17 protein-coding genes and 2 tRNA genes are annotated in these 16,858 nt (G+C 37.5%); 9 read left to right on the top strand and 10 right to left on the bottom strand.

Annotation, left to right across the window (positions count from 1 at the left end; translation table 11 throughout):
* Nucleotides 1-283: 283 nt before the first annotated feature.
* The 4 genes from HME9304_RS08735 to HME9304_RS08720 all read right to left on the bottom strand — a co-directional run bounded on the left by HME9304_RS08735 (nucleotide 284) and on the right by HME9304_RS08720 (nucleotide 2,012).
* Nucleotides 284-355: transfer RNA gene (locus tag HME9304_RS08735), tRNA-Arg, on the bottom strand.
* Between the two features lie 146 nt (nucleotides 356-501).
* Nucleotides 502-906, bottom strand: coding sequence for a response regulator (locus HME9304_RS08730; protein WP_112378223.1), 405 nt, complete (start codon nucleotides 904-906; stop codon nucleotides 502-504).
* A gap of 132 nt (nucleotides 907-1,038) precedes the next feature.
* Nucleotides 1,039-1,452, bottom strand: coding sequence for a DUF6691 family protein (locus HME9304_RS08725; RefSeq protein WP_112378222.1), 414 nt, complete (start codon nucleotides 1,450-1,452; stop codon nucleotides 1,039-1,041).
* Entirely contained in the window at nucleotides 1,449-2,012 is a 564-nt protein-coding gene (locus HME9304_RS08720; protein ID WP_112378221.1) for a YeeE/YedE family protein, read from the bottom strand. Before HME9304_RS08720 ends, HME9304_RS08725 begins: the two co-directional genes overlap by 4 nt.
* A gap of 310 nt (nucleotides 2,013-2,322) precedes the next feature.
* Here HME9304_RS08720 and HME9304_RS08715 point away from each other — a divergent pair, with 310 nt between their 5' ends.
* Nucleotides 2,323-3,204 (top strand): sterol desaturase family protein, encoded by an 882-nt coding sequence (locus HME9304_RS08715; RefSeq protein ID WP_112378220.1) that lies wholly within the window; start codon nucleotides 2,323-2,325, stop codon nucleotides 3,202-3,204.
* Between the two features lie 140 nt (nucleotides 3,205-3,344).
* Here the strand turns inward: HME9304_RS08715 and HME9304_RS08710 are convergent, their stop codons facing one another.
* The 6 genes from HME9304_RS08710 to rseP form a co-directional block, all read right to left on the bottom strand.
* The gene (locus HME9304_RS08710; RefSeq protein WP_239023218.1) at nucleotides 3,345-3,725 is read right to left on the bottom strand and encodes a rhodanese-like domain-containing protein; all 381 of its coding nucleotides are present in this window, start codon (nucleotides 3,723-3,725) and stop codon (nucleotides 3,345-3,347) included.
* Between the two features lie 2 nt (nucleotides 3,726-3,727).
* Nucleotides 3,728-5,140: an MBL fold metallo-hydrolase gene (locus HME9304_RS08705; RefSeq protein ID WP_112378219.1), complete on the bottom strand. Its 1,413-nt coding sequence runs from the start codon at nucleotides 5,138-5,140 to the stop codon at nucleotides 3,728-3,730.
* Between the two features lie 57 nt (nucleotides 5,141-5,197).
* Nucleotides 5,198-6,931 (bottom strand): SulP family inorganic anion transporter, encoded by a 1,734-nt coding sequence (locus HME9304_RS08700; RefSeq protein WP_112378218.1) that lies wholly within the window; start codon nucleotides 6,929-6,931, stop codon nucleotides 5,198-5,200.
* A 64-nt stretch (nucleotides 6,932-6,995) separates the two neighbouring features.
* Nucleotides 6,996-7,628 (bottom strand): Crp/Fnr family transcriptional regulator, encoded by a 633-nt coding sequence (locus tag HME9304_RS08695; RefSeq protein ID WP_112378217.1) that lies wholly within the window; start codon nucleotides 7,626-7,628, stop codon nucleotides 6,996-6,998.
* Nucleotides 7,629-7,738: 110 nt separating this feature from the next.
* Nucleotides 7,739-7,812 (bottom strand) — tRNA-Asn (locus tag HME9304_RS08690).
* A gap of 184 nt (nucleotides 7,813-7,996) precedes the next feature.
* A complete protein-coding gene (gene rseP, locus HME9304_RS08685; RefSeq protein ID WP_112378216.1) occupies nucleotides 7,997-9,313 on the bottom strand; it encodes an RIP metalloprotease RseP in 1,317 nt (438 codons plus the stop codon).
* Nucleotides 9,314-9,468: 155 nt separating this feature from the next.
* Between rseP and HME9304_RS08680 the strand changes: the two genes are divergently transcribed.
* The 8 genes from HME9304_RS08680 (at nucleotide 9,469) to HME9304_RS08645 (ending at nucleotide 16,733) form a co-directional block, all read left to right on the top strand.
* Nucleotides 9,469-10,143 carry an SCO family protein gene (locus tag HME9304_RS08680; RefSeq protein ID WP_112378215.1) on the top strand — a complete coding sequence of 225 codons (675 nt, stop codon included), beginning with the start codon at nucleotides 9,469-9,471 and terminating at the stop codon, nucleotides 10,141-10,143.
* 87 nt (nucleotides 10,144-10,230) lie between these two features.
* The gene (locus tag HME9304_RS08675; protein WP_112378214.1) at nucleotides 10,231-10,473 is read left to right on the top strand and encodes a FeoA family protein; all 243 of its coding nucleotides are present in this window, start codon (nucleotides 10,231-10,233) and stop codon (nucleotides 10,471-10,473) included.
* Nucleotides 10,470-12,707, top strand: coding sequence for a ferrous iron transport protein B (feoB, locus tag HME9304_RS08670; protein WP_112378213.1), 2,238 nt, complete (start codon nucleotides 10,470-10,472; stop codon nucleotides 12,705-12,707). Before HME9304_RS08675 ends, feoB begins: the two co-directional genes overlap by 4 nt.
* A gap of 434 nt (nucleotides 12,708-13,141) precedes the next feature.
* A complete protein-coding gene (locus HME9304_RS08665) occupies nucleotides 13,142-13,666 on the top strand; it encodes an RNA polymerase sigma factor (RefSeq protein WP_123877412.1) in 525 nt (174 codons plus the stop codon).
* Nucleotides 13,667-13,668: 2 nt separating this feature from the next.
* On the top strand, nucleotides 13,669-14,460 hold the full coding sequence (locus HME9304_RS08660) for a HEAT repeat domain-containing protein (protein ID WP_112378211.1): 792 nt from the start codon (nucleotides 13,669-13,671) through the stop codon (nucleotides 14,458-14,460).
* 45 nt (nucleotides 14,461-14,505) lie between these two features.
* Nucleotides 14,506-15,258: a DUF4097 family beta strand repeat-containing protein gene (locus HME9304_RS08655; RefSeq protein ID WP_112378210.1), complete on the top strand. Its 753-nt coding sequence runs from the start codon at nucleotides 14,506-14,508 to the stop codon at nucleotides 15,256-15,258.
* Nucleotides 15,259-15,323: 65 nt separating this feature from the next.
* Nucleotides 15,324-15,989: an ankyrin repeat domain-containing protein gene (locus HME9304_RS08650; protein WP_112378209.1), complete on the top strand. Its 666-nt coding sequence runs from the start codon at nucleotides 15,324-15,326 to the stop codon at nucleotides 15,987-15,989.
* 30 nt (nucleotides 15,990-16,019) lie between these two features.
* Complete coding sequence (locus HME9304_RS08645) at nucleotides 16,020-16,733, top strand: DUF4097 family beta strand repeat-containing protein (RefSeq protein WP_112378208.1); 714 nt, start codon at nucleotides 16,020-16,022, stop codon at nucleotides 16,731-16,733.
* Nucleotides 16,734-16,858: the final 125 nt, after the last annotated feature.

Here is a 16,858-nt window from a genome sequence, read left to right as displayed (position 1 = left end):
GAATCAGGCTTGTAAACAACTGATTAGTTGCATATTGCCTCGAAAAATCCAAAATAATATTGAAAAACTTAAAGTGTTCTTTGTTTACGTAAAGTGTGTTTTAGTTACCAAAAGTGTTCTTTTTTTACGATCACTATATATCTGCGTTCGCAAAGATTCACACTCCCAAAGTGTGTTTTGTTTACGAAAAGTAGGGGTTTAAGTAGCTTTAATACTTAAACCCCATTTTCGACCCTAGTTTTAAAAAAACTCTTATATTTAGGGCGTTATAAGAGATGTTGAGTAGCCCTACCAGGATTCGAACCTGGATCTAAAGTTTAGGAAACTTTTGTTCTATCCCTTGAACTATAGGGCTAATTATTTTGCACATGAGCAAGGCTCTTCACTGTCCTTTGTATTCTAGCTGAACGCCTTTATTGTAACAGCTATGGAAGCCATATTTAATTGTGGATTGCAAAAATATGTTTTTTTGGAAATCTATAGATACCTAATTAAGGACTATTAAGAATTGGTCCTAACATTTTTTTCAAAAACCTTGTTCAACCCAACTTTGGTAAGAGGTTTATCATAATAACCAGAAACCACTTTATGTTTTTTTGCAATCTCCCTGTCCTTAGACCTAGAAAACGCTGATAATATATAAATTTCCGGTAATCTTTTTCCCTTGGCCAATAATTGAAAACTCTCAATGAATTCCCACCCATTCATGTTTTCCATAATTAGGTCAAGGAATATAATGCTTGGGAAAGCCTTTTTTTGAATTTTTAAATTTGAAAGTTCAGCTAAACCTTCTTCGGCACTTTCAAAAGTTTCTATTTTGAATTTTTCTTCATATTGTTCAAGACAGTATCTTGTGGCAAATTGAGAAACAAAATCATCATCGATAATCCAAATAGTTCTTGGCATAAGCTGTTGGCATTTATGAATGGGGAACCATCTTAATCAACCTGTAAAGTTAAACCATACTTTTTGAATAAGAAACCATATATCGTCTTACGGTATAAAATGCTCTTTAACTTGTAAAAAGTAGCTTAAAAATCAGTGTGGTAATCTGTTTTTAAGCAGTCCATACACATAAGTTCCAAAGATAGCGGAAACCAAAACCAGTAGCATTGGGCCGAATCCTGCTCCCAACAAGGTAAATATTGGTCCAGGACACGCGCCCGCCAAGGCCCAACCAAGTCCAAAAAGGATGCCTCCGAACAAATATCTTTTAAAGTTTCTTTCCTTAGGCTCAAATTTAATTTGTCTGCCATAAAAGGACTTGATATCAAACCTTTTTATCACCTGTATGCCCAATATACCCAAGATAAGTGCAGAGCCTATGATTCCGTACATGTGAAAAGCATGAAATTGAAACATTTCATAAATCCTGAACCAAGAGGCCGCTTCTGACTTAAACAAAACTATTCCAAAGAAAATGCCGATCAATACATACAAGAACTGTCTCATAGCTTAAATATTAAGGGAAATAAAATATGGATCATTACTAGACCACCAATAAAGAATCCTACAACAGCTATAAAAGATGGTATTTGTAGGTTGCTGAGACCCGATATTGCATGGCCAGATGTACAACCGCCTGCATAACGGGCTCCAAAGCCCACTAAGAAACCTCCCACTATCAGTAAAGTGATGCTTTTTATATCTGAAAACATGGATAGGGAAAAAAGCTCAGTTGGAAGATAAGCCTTCCCTGCACTATCAAAACCTAAAGAATTGAGCTGGGCAATGGTATCTAGACCAATACTAACCGATGTGTCCAAAGATAAAAAGTTAGCACCGATATAACCTCCAATACAAACCCCCAGTACTACCATAAGATTCCATTTTTGGGATTTCCAGTCAAATTTGAAAAAGTCCGCTTGTTTTCCTGCCCCACAAATAGTACAAAGTGTTCTTAGGTTTGATGACATTCCAAAATTTTTGCCCATCATAATCAATAAAAACATGACAAGCGCAATTAAAGGCCCTGAAATATACCATGGCCAAGGTTGTAAAATCCAATTCATTAGAAATTTTTTAAATTAAATACAAAAAAACCATTAGTTCCCAACATCAGACAAATAACGGGTTATGCACGAAATATTTTTTCATAATCTTATCGAAAATAATAGATTTTACACATTAAGGATTATGTAAAATTTTAGCGGTACTATAAATTTTAATTGTGAATCTTTTCCGTGATAAAATTTGTTCATAGTGATTCTCTTTTAAAATTCAAAACTATAAGGCTTCCATAGATTTTTTGGTAACCTTGGTTACATTACTATATACTAATTTGTCTTATTTTTAATACAACATGTCTGATAACGTTTTGCTATGCACGAATTAATTGAAGCTTTTACCAATGGTTTTTTGGGAACCACTCAATGGACATGGAAGTCAATTTTGTTTCAGGTACCATGGTACACCAATTATTTCTGGGGTTTGATTGTGATATCACTTTTAGTTTGGGTGCTGGAGATACTTTTTCCTTGGCGTAAAGAACAATCCATTTTTAGAAAGGATTTTTGGTTGGATGGTTTTTACATGTTTTTCAATTTTTTCATTTTCGCTATAATCATTAGTGGTATTTACAAGGTACTTGAAGTCTTGTTCAATAATTTAGGCATCAATGCCAAGAGCTTGGCTATTCTTGAATTTTCAAGCTGGCCGGTATGGTCACAGCTACTTGTTTTTTTTATTATTCTGGATTTTGTTCAATGGTTTACTCATTTGCTATTGCACAAATTTCCTTTTTTATGGCAGTTCCACAAAGTACACCATAGTGTAAAGGAAATGGGCTTTGCTGCTCACTTACGCTATCACTGGATGGAAAATATTTTCTACAAACCTTTAAAAACAATCGGTGTTATGTTATTAGGAGGTTTTGAACCTGAACAAGCCTACATCGTACATTTTGCTGCCATAAGTATAGGGCACTTGAACCACGCCAATATAAAGCTTACTTATGGCCCATTAAAATATATACTCAATAACCCGGTCATGCACCTATACCATCATTCTTATAAACTTCCAGAAGGAAAATTTGGGGTGAATTTTGGAATCAGTCTTAGTGCTTGGGATTATATTTTTAAAACTAACTATATCCCTGAAAGTAGTGGGAAAATTAAATTAGGGTTTCCTGGTGATGATGTTTTGCCAAAAAGATTTTGGGGCCAGTTACTGTACGGTTTTAAAAAAGATAAACATCAAAGCTGAGTCATATACAACATGCCATTAAAGGCACTTAAGCTAGTCCATTTTAAAAGAGCTATAAATTGGTTTTTACTTCCTTCTTAGCATTCAATAACACCAAATACATATACTATATTTAACAACATAGTTCATAGGTAGAACTATCAATTTTGAATACTCCAGTCATCATATCCTCCAGAGTAGTCGTAAACTATCTTGAAGCCATTGTCACTGAGAATTCCAGCTGCCTTATTGCTTCGGTTTCCTCTTCTGCAGTACAAATAAACAGGCCTGTTTTTATCAAGTGTAATAATTTGCTTCGAAAACATTATGCTATCCATAATATTAAAATTTACGGCTTTGTCAATATGTCCAATTTGAAATTCTTCAGGGGTTCGTACATCGATTAATTGAACTTCAGCCCCGATCACATCAGTTTTGATGGTCTTTTTATCAATTTTTTTAATAGTGCCTTGTTGCTGTGATTGACAAGCAATAAGGAGTAAGGAACAAAATACCAAAATTCTACTACTACTTTTCATCATAATTATTCTTTTAGGGTTGTCGGACATACAAAATCGGTGACGGGTATATCTGCTTCTTTTATTGCCTTAAACCCTCCAGCCACATCAACCAAATTGTGTATACCCCTACTTTTTAGAATTGATGCTGCAATCATACTACGATATCCTCCCGCGCAATGCACGTAAAACGTTTCTTTTTCGGGAAACTCCATTAAATGCTGATTTATAAAATCCAAAGGGGTCAATTTAGCGTTCTTAACATGTTCGGCAGAAAATTCTGTTTCTTTTCTAACATCGAATACCGGAACCTTTTCATTTAATTTATCCTTTAGGTCAATGGCATCAATACTTTTTACAGTATCAATTTCCTTCCCTGCAAGATTCCATGCTTCCAAACCCCCTTTCAGGTATCCAATTGTACCATCAAAACCTACTCTTGATAGCCTTGTAATTGTTTCTTCCTCTTTTCCCCTTGGGGCTACTAAAAGTATAGGCTGTTTTACATCTGCTATCAAAGCTCCCACCCAAGGAGCAAAGCTTCCTCCAAGACCAATAAAAATAGATCTAGGTATATGCCCTTTTGCAAAATCATCTTGATGGCGTACATCCAAAACTACTGCACCTGTTTCATTGGCAGCAGTTTCAAAGGCGGCTGGGGACAATGCTCGCGTTCCTCTCTCCAAGACCGTATCTATATCTTCATAGCCCTCTTTGTTCATTTTCACGTTTAAAGGGAAATATTGTGGCGGGGGAAGCAAACCATCCGTAACTTCTTTTACGAATTCTTCTTTGGTCATATCAGCTCTAAGTGCATAATTCATCCTTTTTTGATTGCCCAATGTGTCAACAGTTTCTTTCATCATATTTTTACCACATGCAGATCCCGCACCATGGGCAGGATATACGATTATGTCATCTGCCAAGGGCATTATCTTGGTACGAAGGCTATCAAAAAGAGTTCCAGCTAATTCTTCTTGGGTCATGTCCGCAGCCTTCTGTGCTAAATCCGGTCTGCCTACATCTCCCAAAAATAAGGTGTCGCCACTAAAAATGGCATAATCTTTTCCCGTTTTATCTTTTAGCAAGTATGTGGTACTCTCCATGGTATGGCCAGGGGTATGTAGCACTTTGATTGTTAGATTGCCCAATTTAAATTCTTGACCGTCCTCAGCAATGATTGCTTCGTAGGAGGGTTCTGCGTTTGGACCATATACGATTGGAGCACCAGTTTCTTTGGAAAGGGTAATATGACCGCTTACAAAATCTGCATGGAAATGGGTCTCAAAAATGTATTTGATTTTAGCACCATCACCTTCAGCTTTGGCCAAATATGGTTTTACTTCCCTAAGCGGGTCAATAATTGCCGCTTCCCCTTCACTTTCAATATAATATGCCCCTTGGGCAAGACATCCTGTATATATTTGTTCAACTTTCATCTGTCTAATTTTTATATCAAAGATACGTTTGACATATTTACCATACGGTTACCAAAGTTACAAAGGGTTCTTTTTTGACTGCAATGATATTCTTTCTTGAATTTTGCTTTTTACATTGTTGCTGGCACAGTATTCTACAGCTTCAAAAGTTCGTATAAAAAAATTTTCCTTTCCTATAATATCGATTAGTCCGCTTGTGTAAAATATATCTCGTGTAGGTCCTATGGCTCCTGCAATCAAAAATTGTATTTCTTTTTGTTTTAAATCTTCTACTATTCGCTTTAATGTAATTGCTGCACTGCTGTCAATATAATTGATTGCTTCAGCATTAAGAATGACATATTTCAGTTTTGGCCCTTTTATTTTTATATGCTTATAAAGTTCTTTTTTAAAATAATCCTTGTTGCCAAAATAGAGCTGGGCATCGAACCTAATGACGAGTTTGTCCTCCTCAATATCCACTTCGTTTGGAAATCTTGCAATATTCTTGAAATATTCTGTTTCTTTTATCTTTCCCAATACCGCAATATGTGGATGGGAAATACGGTACACCAGTAGTAAAAGAGAAAGCAATACACCCAAGAGGATTCCCTCTACCAAACCGATAAAAAGGGTCATGAAAAAAGTGATCATCAATAAAAAAAACTCGTCTTTTCTATTTTTGAACAGTACAATTGGATATTTAATATCAACAAGTTTGAAGACGGCAACAATAATAATCGCACCCAAAACAGCATTTGGTAGATTATAAAACAATGGAGTCAAAAACAATAATGTAAAAGCTATCAGAAGTGCACTAAAAATCAAAGCCATTCCTGTTTTGGCGCCAGCCTGTTCATTTATTGCGGTTCTTGAAAAACTGCCCGATACTGGAAAAGATTGAAAAAAAGACCCCAATAAGTTGGAAAGTCCCAATGCCCTTAATTCTTGATTTGCATCCAATTCGTATTCCGGATGCTTTTCTTCAACTGTTTTTGCTATGGAAATGGACTCCATAAATCCAAAAAGCGCAACTGTAATGGCAATCGGTATAAGTTGTCCCAATTTTTCAAATTGAATGTTTGGGGTTTGAAAAACAGGCAAACCTCTTGGAATCTCACCGACAATACGGATACCCTTTGATTCCAAACCAAGAAAGAGAACAGATAAAATTCCCAAAATCACTACCAATAATGGTGTTGGGATTCTTTTATTGATTTTGTTCATTAACAGGATGAAGAGAATAGCTACTGCCCCCAAAACCAGTGTATACGTATGTAGTTGGTCAAAGCTTCCTAAAATGCCAATGACAAGTGTGTGTATCTTGCTGGATTGTGGAAAATCAACCCCCAATACATGTTTTATTTGTCCCAATCCTATTAGAATGGCAGCTGCAGATGTAAATCCACTAATGACCGGCTTGGAAAGAAAGTTGACAAAAAAACCCATTTTGAGAAAACCCAACACCAATTGCAATCCTCCAATTATAAGCGTTAAGAACAATACTGTTGCTATGTATCCTTCGATTGAGGAAAGCTGTAAAATACCGATACCAGCGGCAACCAGCAGAGAATCCATAGCTACGGGACCTACCGCCAATTGTCTAGATGTTCCTGTCAGCGCATAAACAACTTGTGGGACCAATGCAGCATAAAGCCCATATATGGGAGGCATGCCCGCAATCATTGCATAAGCCATTCCTTGTGGGACCAGCATGACGCCCAAAGTAAGACCAGCAACAAAATCGTTGAACAGAAAGACCCGATTGTACTTAGTAATCCATGATAAAATAGGAAAAAACCGCTTTATCATTTAATAGAACTTTTTGTAAAAATAAGGCGCAAATCAATTTGTTGTTGTAACAAAGGATACAAACTTATAAATCTAAAATTTGAATATGGTTTCGGTGCAAGGTCAGTTTTTTCATGTTTTCCAGCTTTTTTAACAATCTGGAAATCACAACTCTTGACGTGTGTAGATCATAGGCTATCTCTTGATGCGTATTTTTAATGCTATTATCTTTGGTAACCTTTGACTTCTTTTTAAGATATGCAATCAATCTTTCGTCCAAATTTTTAAATGCAATGGTATCTACCGTGAAGAGCAGCTCGTTTAAGCGATTCTGGTAGCTTTCAAAAATGTAGTTGCGCCACCCTTTATATTTGGCCAGCCATAGCTCCATATATTTGACCGGTACCATCACAATTTTGGCTTCGGTCTCAGCAATGGCCTTTACCTCACTTTTCTTGTGTCCCATGCAACAGGCCATGGTAATCGAACAGGTCTCACCTTGCTCCAAATAATATAATAATAATTCATCCCCATTGTCGTCTTCCCGCATTACTTTGACAGCACCAGAAATCAACAATGGAATGCTCTTTACATAGTTCCCCACATTCATCAAGGTTTCACCGGAAGATACTCTGGTACACTTGCCTACCAATATAATTTCATCAATAAGCGATCGTTCAAATCGAGTTCCAAATATCTTGATCAATTCTTCTTTCATCTGTCTTTACTGAACTTCTAAGTTAAAGCATTTGTAGGAAGGTGTAGAAAGTTTGGTGCTGATTCTAAAAGAAAAAGAACCACACTTTCGTGCAGTTCTTTTTCTTTTTGCTCCCCCTCTTGGGCTCGAACCAAGGACCCTCTGATTAACAGTCAGATGCTCTAACCAACTGAGCTAAGGAGGAAGGTATTTCAATAAAACCTACAAATAAAATAATCAAAATCTTGCGGGCTTAACCGTCAAAGCTATTTTATTTTTGCGTAGGCGGGTGCAAATATAATTTTTTATTCAGAACACTACAAAAAAAACATCCTTTTTAAGGATTAATTTAAACCCATTGAATTTTAGGTGCCGTGGCAAAAAATTGATTAGATAAGTCTCTTTACAATATTCCAGATATCATTACCAAATATAACGGCCATAAGCCCCATCAAAATAACAAAACCCACAATTTGCCCACGCTCCAAAACCTTTTGGCTCGGGGGTCTCCCACTAATCATTTCATATAGTAAGAACATGACATGTCCCCCATCCAAAGCTGGAATCGGCAAGATATTTACAAATGCCAACCATACTGAAAACATGGCCATAAAATTCCAGAAAAAAGTCCAATTCCATGATGTTGGCATCATTTCAACGATGCCTATAGGACCTTTTACTTGTTTATATGCTCCCGTTTTTGAATTGAAGATTATCTTAAATTGCCTTACTTGATCTGTAAGGACTTTAATAGTTCTGGTAAAACCAGCTGGTATTGCTTCAAAAAATCCAAAAGTATCAGTAGTCCGTAAGTCTTCAAAATCTGGATATACCCCTATCCTGCCCTCTTCAGGTACCGTGATCAAAATCTCTTCCCTTCTACCATCTCTAAGTAATTCAATTTGTAATTCTTCGTTTGGTGAGGACTGAACTACTTGGGTGAATTCGTCCCAAAATCTAACTTCTTTACCGTTGACGCCTATGATTTCATCTCCAGCAATAATTCCAGCAGATTTAGCAATCGAAGAATCTAACGTAGCTGCAATCTTGGCTTTGCTTCTATAGGTCATGAAATTTCTTCCTTGGGTTTGGAGAACCTCTTTTTTGCCCTCATCTGTCAACGGAAAGGTCAATTTATTTCCGTTTCTATCGACTGTTACTTCATCCCCTAGAATAATATCAAGAAGTGCTTCATTGAAGCGTTTGGATTCCTTATCGTCTACGGCCAGTATTTTATCTCCTGTCTTAAATCCCAACTTCTCGCCAATAGAATCCACTTGGATGCCGTATTTTAAACTTTTGGATGGAATATAGGTGTCACCATTTCCGAATAACATAAATGTGTAGATGAACCAAGCCAGAAGAAAATTCACAATTACACCGCCCAACATAATAATAAGGCGCTGCCATGCAGGCTTGCTACGAAATTCCCAAGGTTTTGGTTCTTCCTTCATTTGCTCGGTATCCATGCTTTCATCAACCATACCGGCAATCTTAACATAACCGCCCAAGGGCAACCATCCTATGCCATAAACAGTTTCCCCAATTTTCTTTTTGAAAAGTGAGAACTTAACATCAAAAAAGAGGTAGAACTTTTCAACTTTTGTTTTAAATAATTTGGCTGGGATAAAATGTCCCAGTTCATGCAAAATCACCAAAACAGAGATGATCAATACAAACATCACTATTTGCGTAAATAAACCCATCGACAACTATATCTAATTTTAAGCCCACAAAAGTACGCTTTTAACACTTTCCCCAAAAAGATGCTTTGGTCAATTAACGTATTTAAGAAAGTTTTAGCAGCAAAACCAAAGGTTTATCTTGAAGAATCTACCCAGTGGTCGTAATTTTGCAATTCATGATGGATTTCTTTTCTAAATATAAGTTCTTCGGCGTTGTACTATTAATGTTATCCATGGTAATTATCTACTTGTTTTACAATGCACTGCAACCTGAAAAAACATTGCCTGTATACCAACCATCAATGGTGAGCCAAGAATTGGTGGACAGCACCTTACACTATAAAAAAAAATACCACACTATTTCGGATTTCAAGTTGATAAATCAAAACGGAAACGTTATCACCCAGAAAGATTACGAAGATAAAATATATGTCGCGGATTTCTTTTTTACCACCTGCCCCACTATCTGCCCGATCATGACCAAAAACATGGCACAGATACAAAATTCGATTTTGGATGATACAGATGTGTTGTTATTGTCGCATTCCGTTACCCCTGCCATCGATTCTGTTGCCCAATTAAAGAAGTATGCCAATGAGAAAGGCGTTATCGATAGCAAATGGAATCTTGTAACCGGGGACAAAAAACAGATTTACCAATTGGCGCGAAAATCATATTTAGCTGTAAAAACAGATGGTGATGGTGGCCCTTATGATATGATTCATACCGAAAACTTTATTCTAGTGGACAAAGAGAAACGAATACGCGGATTTTATGATGGCACCAATACAAAAGAAATAGAAAAACTTCTAAAGGACCTTGAGATTTTAAAGGCAAGTTATATTCAATAGGCTTCTTATCCACAAAACTTTAAAGAGTTTAGCTATTCTTTTTTACTTATTTTTGTCCTTAATTAAAATTAATCTAAATAAGAATTCTTGGCAACGGTTATCGATCTCGAACATGGACAAAAAGGAATTATCAGAGAATTTACCGGAATTACTCTTCCAATAAAACTGCTTGAGTTGGGATGTCTTCCCGGTAATATTTTGGAATTGATTCAGGTTGCACCTTTTAAAGACCCTATTTATATCAATGTAAATGGAAGCCATATTGCCATAAGACGTTCCTTGGCCAGACAGATTGAGCTTGACATTATTGAAGATTCGATGGGGGTATGAGCAAGAACATCAATGTTGCACTGATCGGAAATCCCAATACTGGAAAAACCTCTGTTTTTAACCAACTTACCGGCCTTAAGCAAAAAGTAGGAAACTATCCCGGTATTACCGTAGAAAAGAAAGAAGGAGTCTGCAAACTTCCAAGAGGCGTCAAAGCCCATATTCTAGACCTTCCAGGCACCTATAGCCTTAATACTACTTCATTGGACGAAAGTGTCGTAGTTGAACTATTGCTTAACAAGAATGACAAGGATTATCCAGATGTAGCCGTTGTAGTCAGTGATGTAGAAAATCTTAAAAGAAACTTGTTGCTCTTTACGCAAATAAAGGATTTGAGGATTCCAGCTATCTTGGTCATTAACATGTCTGACAGGATGACCCGAAAAGGGATTACTTTGGATATTGAAACATTGGAAAAAAAGCTTGATACCAAAATTGCCTTGGTAAGTACTCGAAAACGTATTGGGATTGAACGCGTTAAGGAGTTGATTGCCGATTATAAAACGTTGTCCTCTGTCCCAAATGTAAACACTTCCAGAATTTCCCCTAAATATTTTGAGCGTTTACAGAAAGCTTTTCCAAAAGAAGATTTGTACAAGCTTTGGTTGGTCATTACCCAAGACGTAAATTTTATGCCCATAGAAAAGAAGCGCATTCAAGACGCAACTTCTTTTTCTACAAAATCCAGCACAGAGCTCAAAAAATTACAGCATAAGGAAACCGTACTCCGTTATAAATTTATTAACGATACCTTAAAGGATACCTATAAAGTGGATTTTCAAGCTGCAAAGGGATTACGAGCGTCCTTGGATAAGGTTTTGACCCATAAGATCTTTGGGTATCTTATTTTCTTTGTCATATTATTGACCATCTTCCAAGCCATTTTCGATTGGAGCAGTTATCCCATGGATTTTATCGACGAGCAATTTGCAATGGCAGGCGAGTGGATCAAACACACCTTACCCCCTGGAGTTTTTACAGATTTATTGGCCGAAGGAATCCTTGCGGGCATAGGGGGCATCGTCATTTTTATTCCACAAATAGCCTTTTTATTTTTGTTCATCGCACTGCTCGAAGAAACAGGATATATGAGCAGGGTCGTTTTTTTAATGGACAAGCTCATGCGTCCGTTCGGGTTAAGTGGTAAAAGTGTCGTGCCGTTAATATCGGGTACGGCATGCGCCATCCCAGCAGTTATGGCAACAAGAACCATCGAAAACTGGAAAGAACGATTGATTACCATTTTAGTAACACCGTTCACCACCTGTTCTGCCAGATTACCGGTTTATCTTATCCTTATTGCGTTGGTCATTCCAAAAGGTCGCTTTTTAGGATTGAGCTATCAAGCCTTGACATTGATGTTTTTATATCTTTTAGGGTTTGGAATGGCCATTTTTTCGGCAATGGTCCTGAACAAAATTCTTAAAATAAGAAGTAGTTCGCTTTTTATGGTAGAAATGCCAACATATAGACTCCCTTTGATAAAAAATGTGGCTTACACTGTCTTGGAGAAAACGAAAAGCTTTGTGCTGGGAGCAGGAAAAATTATTTTGGCAATTTCGATTATTCTATGGTTTTTGGGATCTAATGGTTATTCTGATGATTTTAAGAACGCTGAAACAATCGTCAATAAAAGGATTGAAGAAGAAGGACTTTCAACCTACAGTAAGAATTACATTCAGAATAATATTTCCGCTTATACGCAAAGTACAAAAGTGAGTATTGTCGACCAGGCCGATGCCATTGGAATAAAATCTTTGCAGGATTCGGTTCAGACGATGAATGCCATCTTAAAAGAAAGAGCAAGAATACAGGAAATAGCAAGTTATAAGTTGGAACATTCCTATATAGGCAATGCAGGAAAAGCAATTGAACCCTTAGTCAGACCCTTGGGCTACGATTGGAAGATTGGGATTGCCGTAATTACTTCTTTTGCTGCAAGAGAGGTTTTTGTAGGTACTTTGGCAACCATTTACAGTGTTGGCAACGATGAAGAAGAAACCATTAAAAATAGAATGGCGGCAGAATTGCACCACTCAGGTAAAAAGCCGCTGTTCAACTTGGCTTCAGGTATTTCGTTAATGCTATTTTATGCCTTTGCCATGCAGTGTATGAGTACGCTTGCCATCGTAAAAAAAGAGACCAACTCTTGGAAATGGCCGCTACTTCAATTATTATCCATGAGCATTATTGCCTATCTTGTTGCATTGGCCGCTTATCAAATTCTAAAATGATGGAATTTCTACAACACATTTTAATGTACTTAATCTTAACCGCAGCGGTCGGGTATCTGTTATGGAAGTTTGTGCTGCCCAAGTCCTTTGTTTCAGGCAAAAAGAAGAACTCAAAATCTTGTGGCCAAGATGATTGTGGTTGTCATTAGTAGAATTGAAGTGTGAGAACATAAAATTTAGAACTTACGGCTTAATTCCCAGAGGTTATAGCTTAGACCTCAAAGAAACCTTTTCCCTACTCTCCACCTCATATTTTGTACTTCGTATTTTGAACATAGTTCAAAGCCCCTCTACAAGTTCAGTAGAGGTCACTTCTCAGAACATCGCGCATTTATCCTATATTGAGATCCAAAATTTAAAAAAAATTCCCCCACTCGTGTAACCTTTTCCAAATTCTTGATTCTATAACATAACAACACCAATTAAAAGAAGATTTGAAAGAGCTTTCAGATGAAATGATAATGCAAAAAGTTGCTTTGGGCAATCTGGATTTGTTAAAAGTTCTTTTTGACCGACATCACGAACATGTATATAATTTTTTGTACAAAATGTCGGGAGATAGCATGTTGAGCGAGGATTTAACGCAGGATACCTTTTATAAGTTGATCAAGTACAGGAATTCATATAAAAATGGGTCTTTTCTCGCTTGGTTGTTTACAATAGCAAGAAATAATCTAAAGACCCACTTTACAAGGAACCATCAAAACCATGATGATATCGATATACTCGAATTTAAACCTGTAGAAAATGGGGAAACTGATAAAGAAAACTATTCCCATTTACAAAAAGCACTCAACAAGCTCGATTCCTCGGACAGGGAACTTATCATCTTGAACCGCTTTCAGGAAGTGAGGTACGAAGAACTGGCAGAAATTGTTGGAAGTACCCCAGGAGCTGTAAAAACAAGGGTCTGTAGGGTATTGAAAAAACTTAAAAATATTTATTTAGAAAATATATAGCTATGAAAAACAATCATTTTTCGGATTTGCTCCCAGATTATCTGGACAATATGTTGAGCGATAGCGATAAGCAGAAAATAGAACAACATCTGTCAAGTTGTATACAATGTAAGCTAGAGCTGGACGAAATGAAACTCTTGTTCAATGCCTTTAAAAGCGATAATGTTTCTGTTCCTTCGGAAAGGCTCTCCGCTAAGTTTGAAGCAGCTTTGAGCCAGGAAAAGTCCGCTATCCCAAAAGTAGTTTCCATTGCTCCCAAAAAAGAAAAATCCAATTGGGCCTCCAACTTGCTAAAGGTGGCCGCAAGTGTCGCGTTGTTGGTCGCTTCGTTTCAAGTAGGTAGGGTGATCCAATCACAAAAAAACAATCAAGAGCTAATTGTCCTGCAAGATGAGAGCCTCCAATTTAAACAAGCCGCAATGCTGTCCTTAATGGAAAATCAATCTGCGAGCAAGCGTATTCAGGGCGTAAATTATATCGAGGAATTTCCAAACCCCGATGAAGCTATCGTAAAAGCGCTGGCAAACCGATTGCTCAATGATGAGAACGATAACGTACGGCTAAATGCCTTTGAGGCACTCTCAAATTTCACTGCTTCCGAAACAGTAAAGGCTGCTTTCATAAATGCGTTGGAAAAAGAGAAGAATCCCAGCATACAGGTAGCAATCATAAAGGCATTGGTGAAAATACAGGAAAAGAAGGCCATAGTTCCTATGCAAAAGTTGTTGGAACAGGAGGATACCCAGCCATTTATTAAAAAAGAAATAACAGAAGGATTACCAAAAATCATATAAACAGAAGTGCTGAGCATTGTCTAAGCATCAAAAAAACGAAAAATCATGAAACAGTTAACATTAATTTTATTTGCATTGGTTATAGGAACAAGTGCAAAATCCCAAACGGACTATGCACAATCCTTAAGTGGCATCGAATGGGTGAAAATCGAATCAAAATCGGACATTATATTAAAGACACACTCTTCGGACGAGCTTTTAATAAAAGGCAATAGAAATTCTGAAACTTCTGAAAGGGCAAAAGGATTAAAGCTTGTAGGCGAAGGAGGCTCCGACAATACACATGTTGGTTTTTATGTAGTACAGGACGGAAACACCTTGATTGTTAAAAGCTTAAGAAAAAATGATGAAGGTAAAATCTACTTGCCCAAAAACCAGAATATATCGGTTAAAAGTACATGGCATGGTGATATTGAAATAGATGGCTTCTCCGGGGAAATCGAAGCCGACGCAGAACTGAACGGAAGCGTAGACATCCTAAATATCAACGGCCCATTGACCGCCAACGCATTGAACGGGGATGTTACGGTAACATTTGGAAAGGTCAAACAAGATTCCCCTATCTCTATCTACACTACGAACGGGGCCGTAGATGTTACCATGCCCTCGAACACACCATCGGATTTGGCCATGAACACCACTAATGGGGACATTTATACCGATTTTGAACTTAAGCGCGAAGAAAAAAACGGTCTAAAGTCAGTTTCGGGCAGAAAGGTAAAAGCTACCATCAACAATGGAGGAGTGAACATCTCATTAAAGTCCACTAACGGAAATATTTATCTAAGAAAAAAATAAACTGTACTGAGCGAAGTCGAAACACTTGTGCTGAGCGAAGTCGAAGCATCAAAAAACAAACAATCATGAAAAAAACTAGAACCCTATTTTTAACGGTATTCACGTTATTTGGATTTTTTAGCGCACTAACCCAAATCAACGGAACAGACACCGATTCTTGTAAAATCCTACTAACGGCCATTAAGGAGATTGACGCGAACAAGGTTACGCAACTCCTTCAAACAACCGACCCAAATTGTATATGCAAATGGGACAGCGACCCAAGAACACCTTTAGTCTTGGCAGGAAGAATGGGGAATCTTAAAATCGTAAAGCGATTGATAGCCTCAGGCGCAGACGTAACATTTCACGTCAAAGGAGATGAAACCCCATTGATGGCCGCTGCCCTAAATGATAATGTAGCACTTATTGACCATTTGATACAACAAGGCGCTATGATAAACAAAGAACTTTCCGGTGATGGCACTGCGCTGTTGATTGCCGCAAGAGAAGGCAATTATGAGGTCGTAAACCACCTTATCAAAAATGGGGCCACAGTCAATTCTATAGTAAGAGGCGATGGTACCGCATTGATCCAAGCTGCAAAGAACGGTCATAAAAAGGTAGCAGAACTTTTACTGAAAAACGGAGCAGACCCTAAATTGAAAGCTCCAGGGGACGAGAACCCCATGTATCATGCCCTTGCCTCCAATGACAAGGAAATGGTTTCCCTTTTAAAAAAGTACCTGTAAGCAAATCAATACTATCAAAAAACGAATATCATGAAATACATAGCCGCAATTCTAATGGTGGGTCTTATGGGCGTATCGCTAAATGCCCAAAGAGTCATCGAAAAAAATATAGCTTATACAAATCAGGCTATAGCCGTAGAGGTAAAATTCGCTTCGGACATTGAAGTGAAGACCTGGGACAAATCAACCGTGTATTTTAAGGCGGAGCTTATGACCGAGGACGAAAAATACCTCGACCTGTACAAACTCGATGTAAAGGAAAGTCCTAACTCCATTACCATTACTTCAGATACAAAGGCAATTTTTAAGGCGCTCCAAGAGGAACGTGATAAAAACAGGCCAAATGGGAAAAAGCGTTATTATTTTACAAATCAAATGTACCAGTTTGATTATACCCTGTGCGTGCCCAAAAATGCAAATTTCTCCGTGAGCAGTATTAATGGGGACTTAAAGGCAGAAATCATTGAAGGGAATTTTACCGCCGATTTGATCAATGGTACTATCGATATCAAAAAATATAAGGGTGACCTAGATTTAAAAACCATCAACGGAGAGATAGATGTAACCCTCACAGATACTACACTTAGTGCGAAAACGGTTCATGGGTCAATTTATGCAGATAAAGAACTGGAATTAGAAGTGACCGACCGCCATGTTGGGCAGAAAATTAGGGGAAGCATTGGGAATGGTACAAATAGTTTACAGTTAGATACCGTAAACGGGAACATGTATCTTAGGCTTTAAAATTATTTAATAGTAATTTCCAATAGATTATATCATTGTCGCCAGACAGATGCGGTCGAGAAAGCTTAAATCATGAAGGCTTCTCCGACTCTACCCAAAGAGACCGTGCATGGATTTTCCCAATT

This window comes from Flagellimonas maritima, from assembly GCF_003269425.1.
GTDB classification, from domain to species: domain Bacteria; phylum Bacteroidota; class Bacteroidia; order Flavobacteriales; family Flavobacteriaceae; genus Flagellimonas; species Flagellimonas maritima.
The sequence above is the reverse complement of the archived record's forward strand: the minus strand, read 5'-3'. Positions and strand labels throughout refer to the sequence as shown.

Excerpts from the sequence above, each read along its gene's own strand:
- HME9304_RS08730 (WP_112378223.1), bottom strand. The coding sequence starts at position 906 with ATGCCAAGAACTATTTGGATTATCGATGATGATTTTGTTTCTCAATTT.
- HME9304_RS08720 (WP_112378221.1), bottom strand. The coding sequence starts at position 2,012 with ATGAATTGGATTTTACAACCTTGGCCATGGTATATTTCAGGGCCTTTA.
- HME9304_RS08710 (WP_239023218.1), bottom strand. The coding sequence starts at position 3,725 with ATGATGAAAAGTAGTAGTAGAATTTTGGTATTTTGTTCCTTACTCCTT.
- HME9304_RS08715 (WP_112378220.1), top strand. The coding sequence starts at position 2,323 with ATGCACGAATTAATTGAAGCTTTTACCAATGGTTTTTTGGGAACCACT.
- feoB (WP_112378213.1), top strand. The coding sequence starts at position 10,470 with ATGAGCAAGAACATCAATGTTGCACTGATCGGAAATCCCAATACTGGA.
- HME9304_RS08695 (WP_112378217.1), bottom strand. The coding sequence starts at position 7,628 with ATGAAAGAAGAATTGATCAAGATATTTGGAACTCGATTTGAACGATCG.
- HME9304_RS08725 (WP_112378222.1), bottom strand. The coding sequence starts at position 1,452 with ATGAGACAGTTCTTGTATGTATTGATCGGCATTTTCTTTGGAATAGTT.
- HME9304_RS08655 (WP_112378210.1), top strand. The coding sequence starts at position 14,506 with ATGAAACAGTTAACATTAATTTTATTTGCATTGGTTATAGGAACAAGT.
- rseP (WP_112378216.1), bottom strand. The coding sequence starts at position 9,313 with ATGGGTTTATTTACGCAAATAGTGATGTTTGTATTGATCATCTCTGTT.
- HME9304_RS08680 (WP_112378215.1), top strand. The coding sequence starts at position 9,469 with ATGATGGATTTCTTTTCTAAATATAAGTTCTTCGGCGTTGTACTATTA.
- HME9304_RS08645 (WP_112378208.1), top strand. The coding sequence starts at position 16,020 with ATGAAATACATAGCCGCAATTCTAATGGTGGGTCTTATGGGCGTATCG.
- HME9304_RS08700 (WP_112378218.1), bottom strand. The coding sequence starts at position 6,931 with ATGATAAAGCGGTTTTTTCCTATTTTATCATGGATTACTAAGTACAAT.
- HME9304_RS08660 (WP_112378211.1), top strand. The coding sequence starts at position 13,669 with ATGAAAAACAATCATTTTTCGGATTTGCTCCCAGATTATCTGGACAAT.
- HME9304_RS08705 (WP_112378219.1), bottom strand. The coding sequence starts at position 5,140 with ATGAAAGTTGAACAAATATATACAGGATGTCTTGCCCAAGGGGCATAT.
- HME9304_RS08650 (WP_112378209.1), top strand. The coding sequence starts at position 15,324 with ATGAAAAAAACTAGAACCCTATTTTTAACGGTATTCACGTTATTTGGA.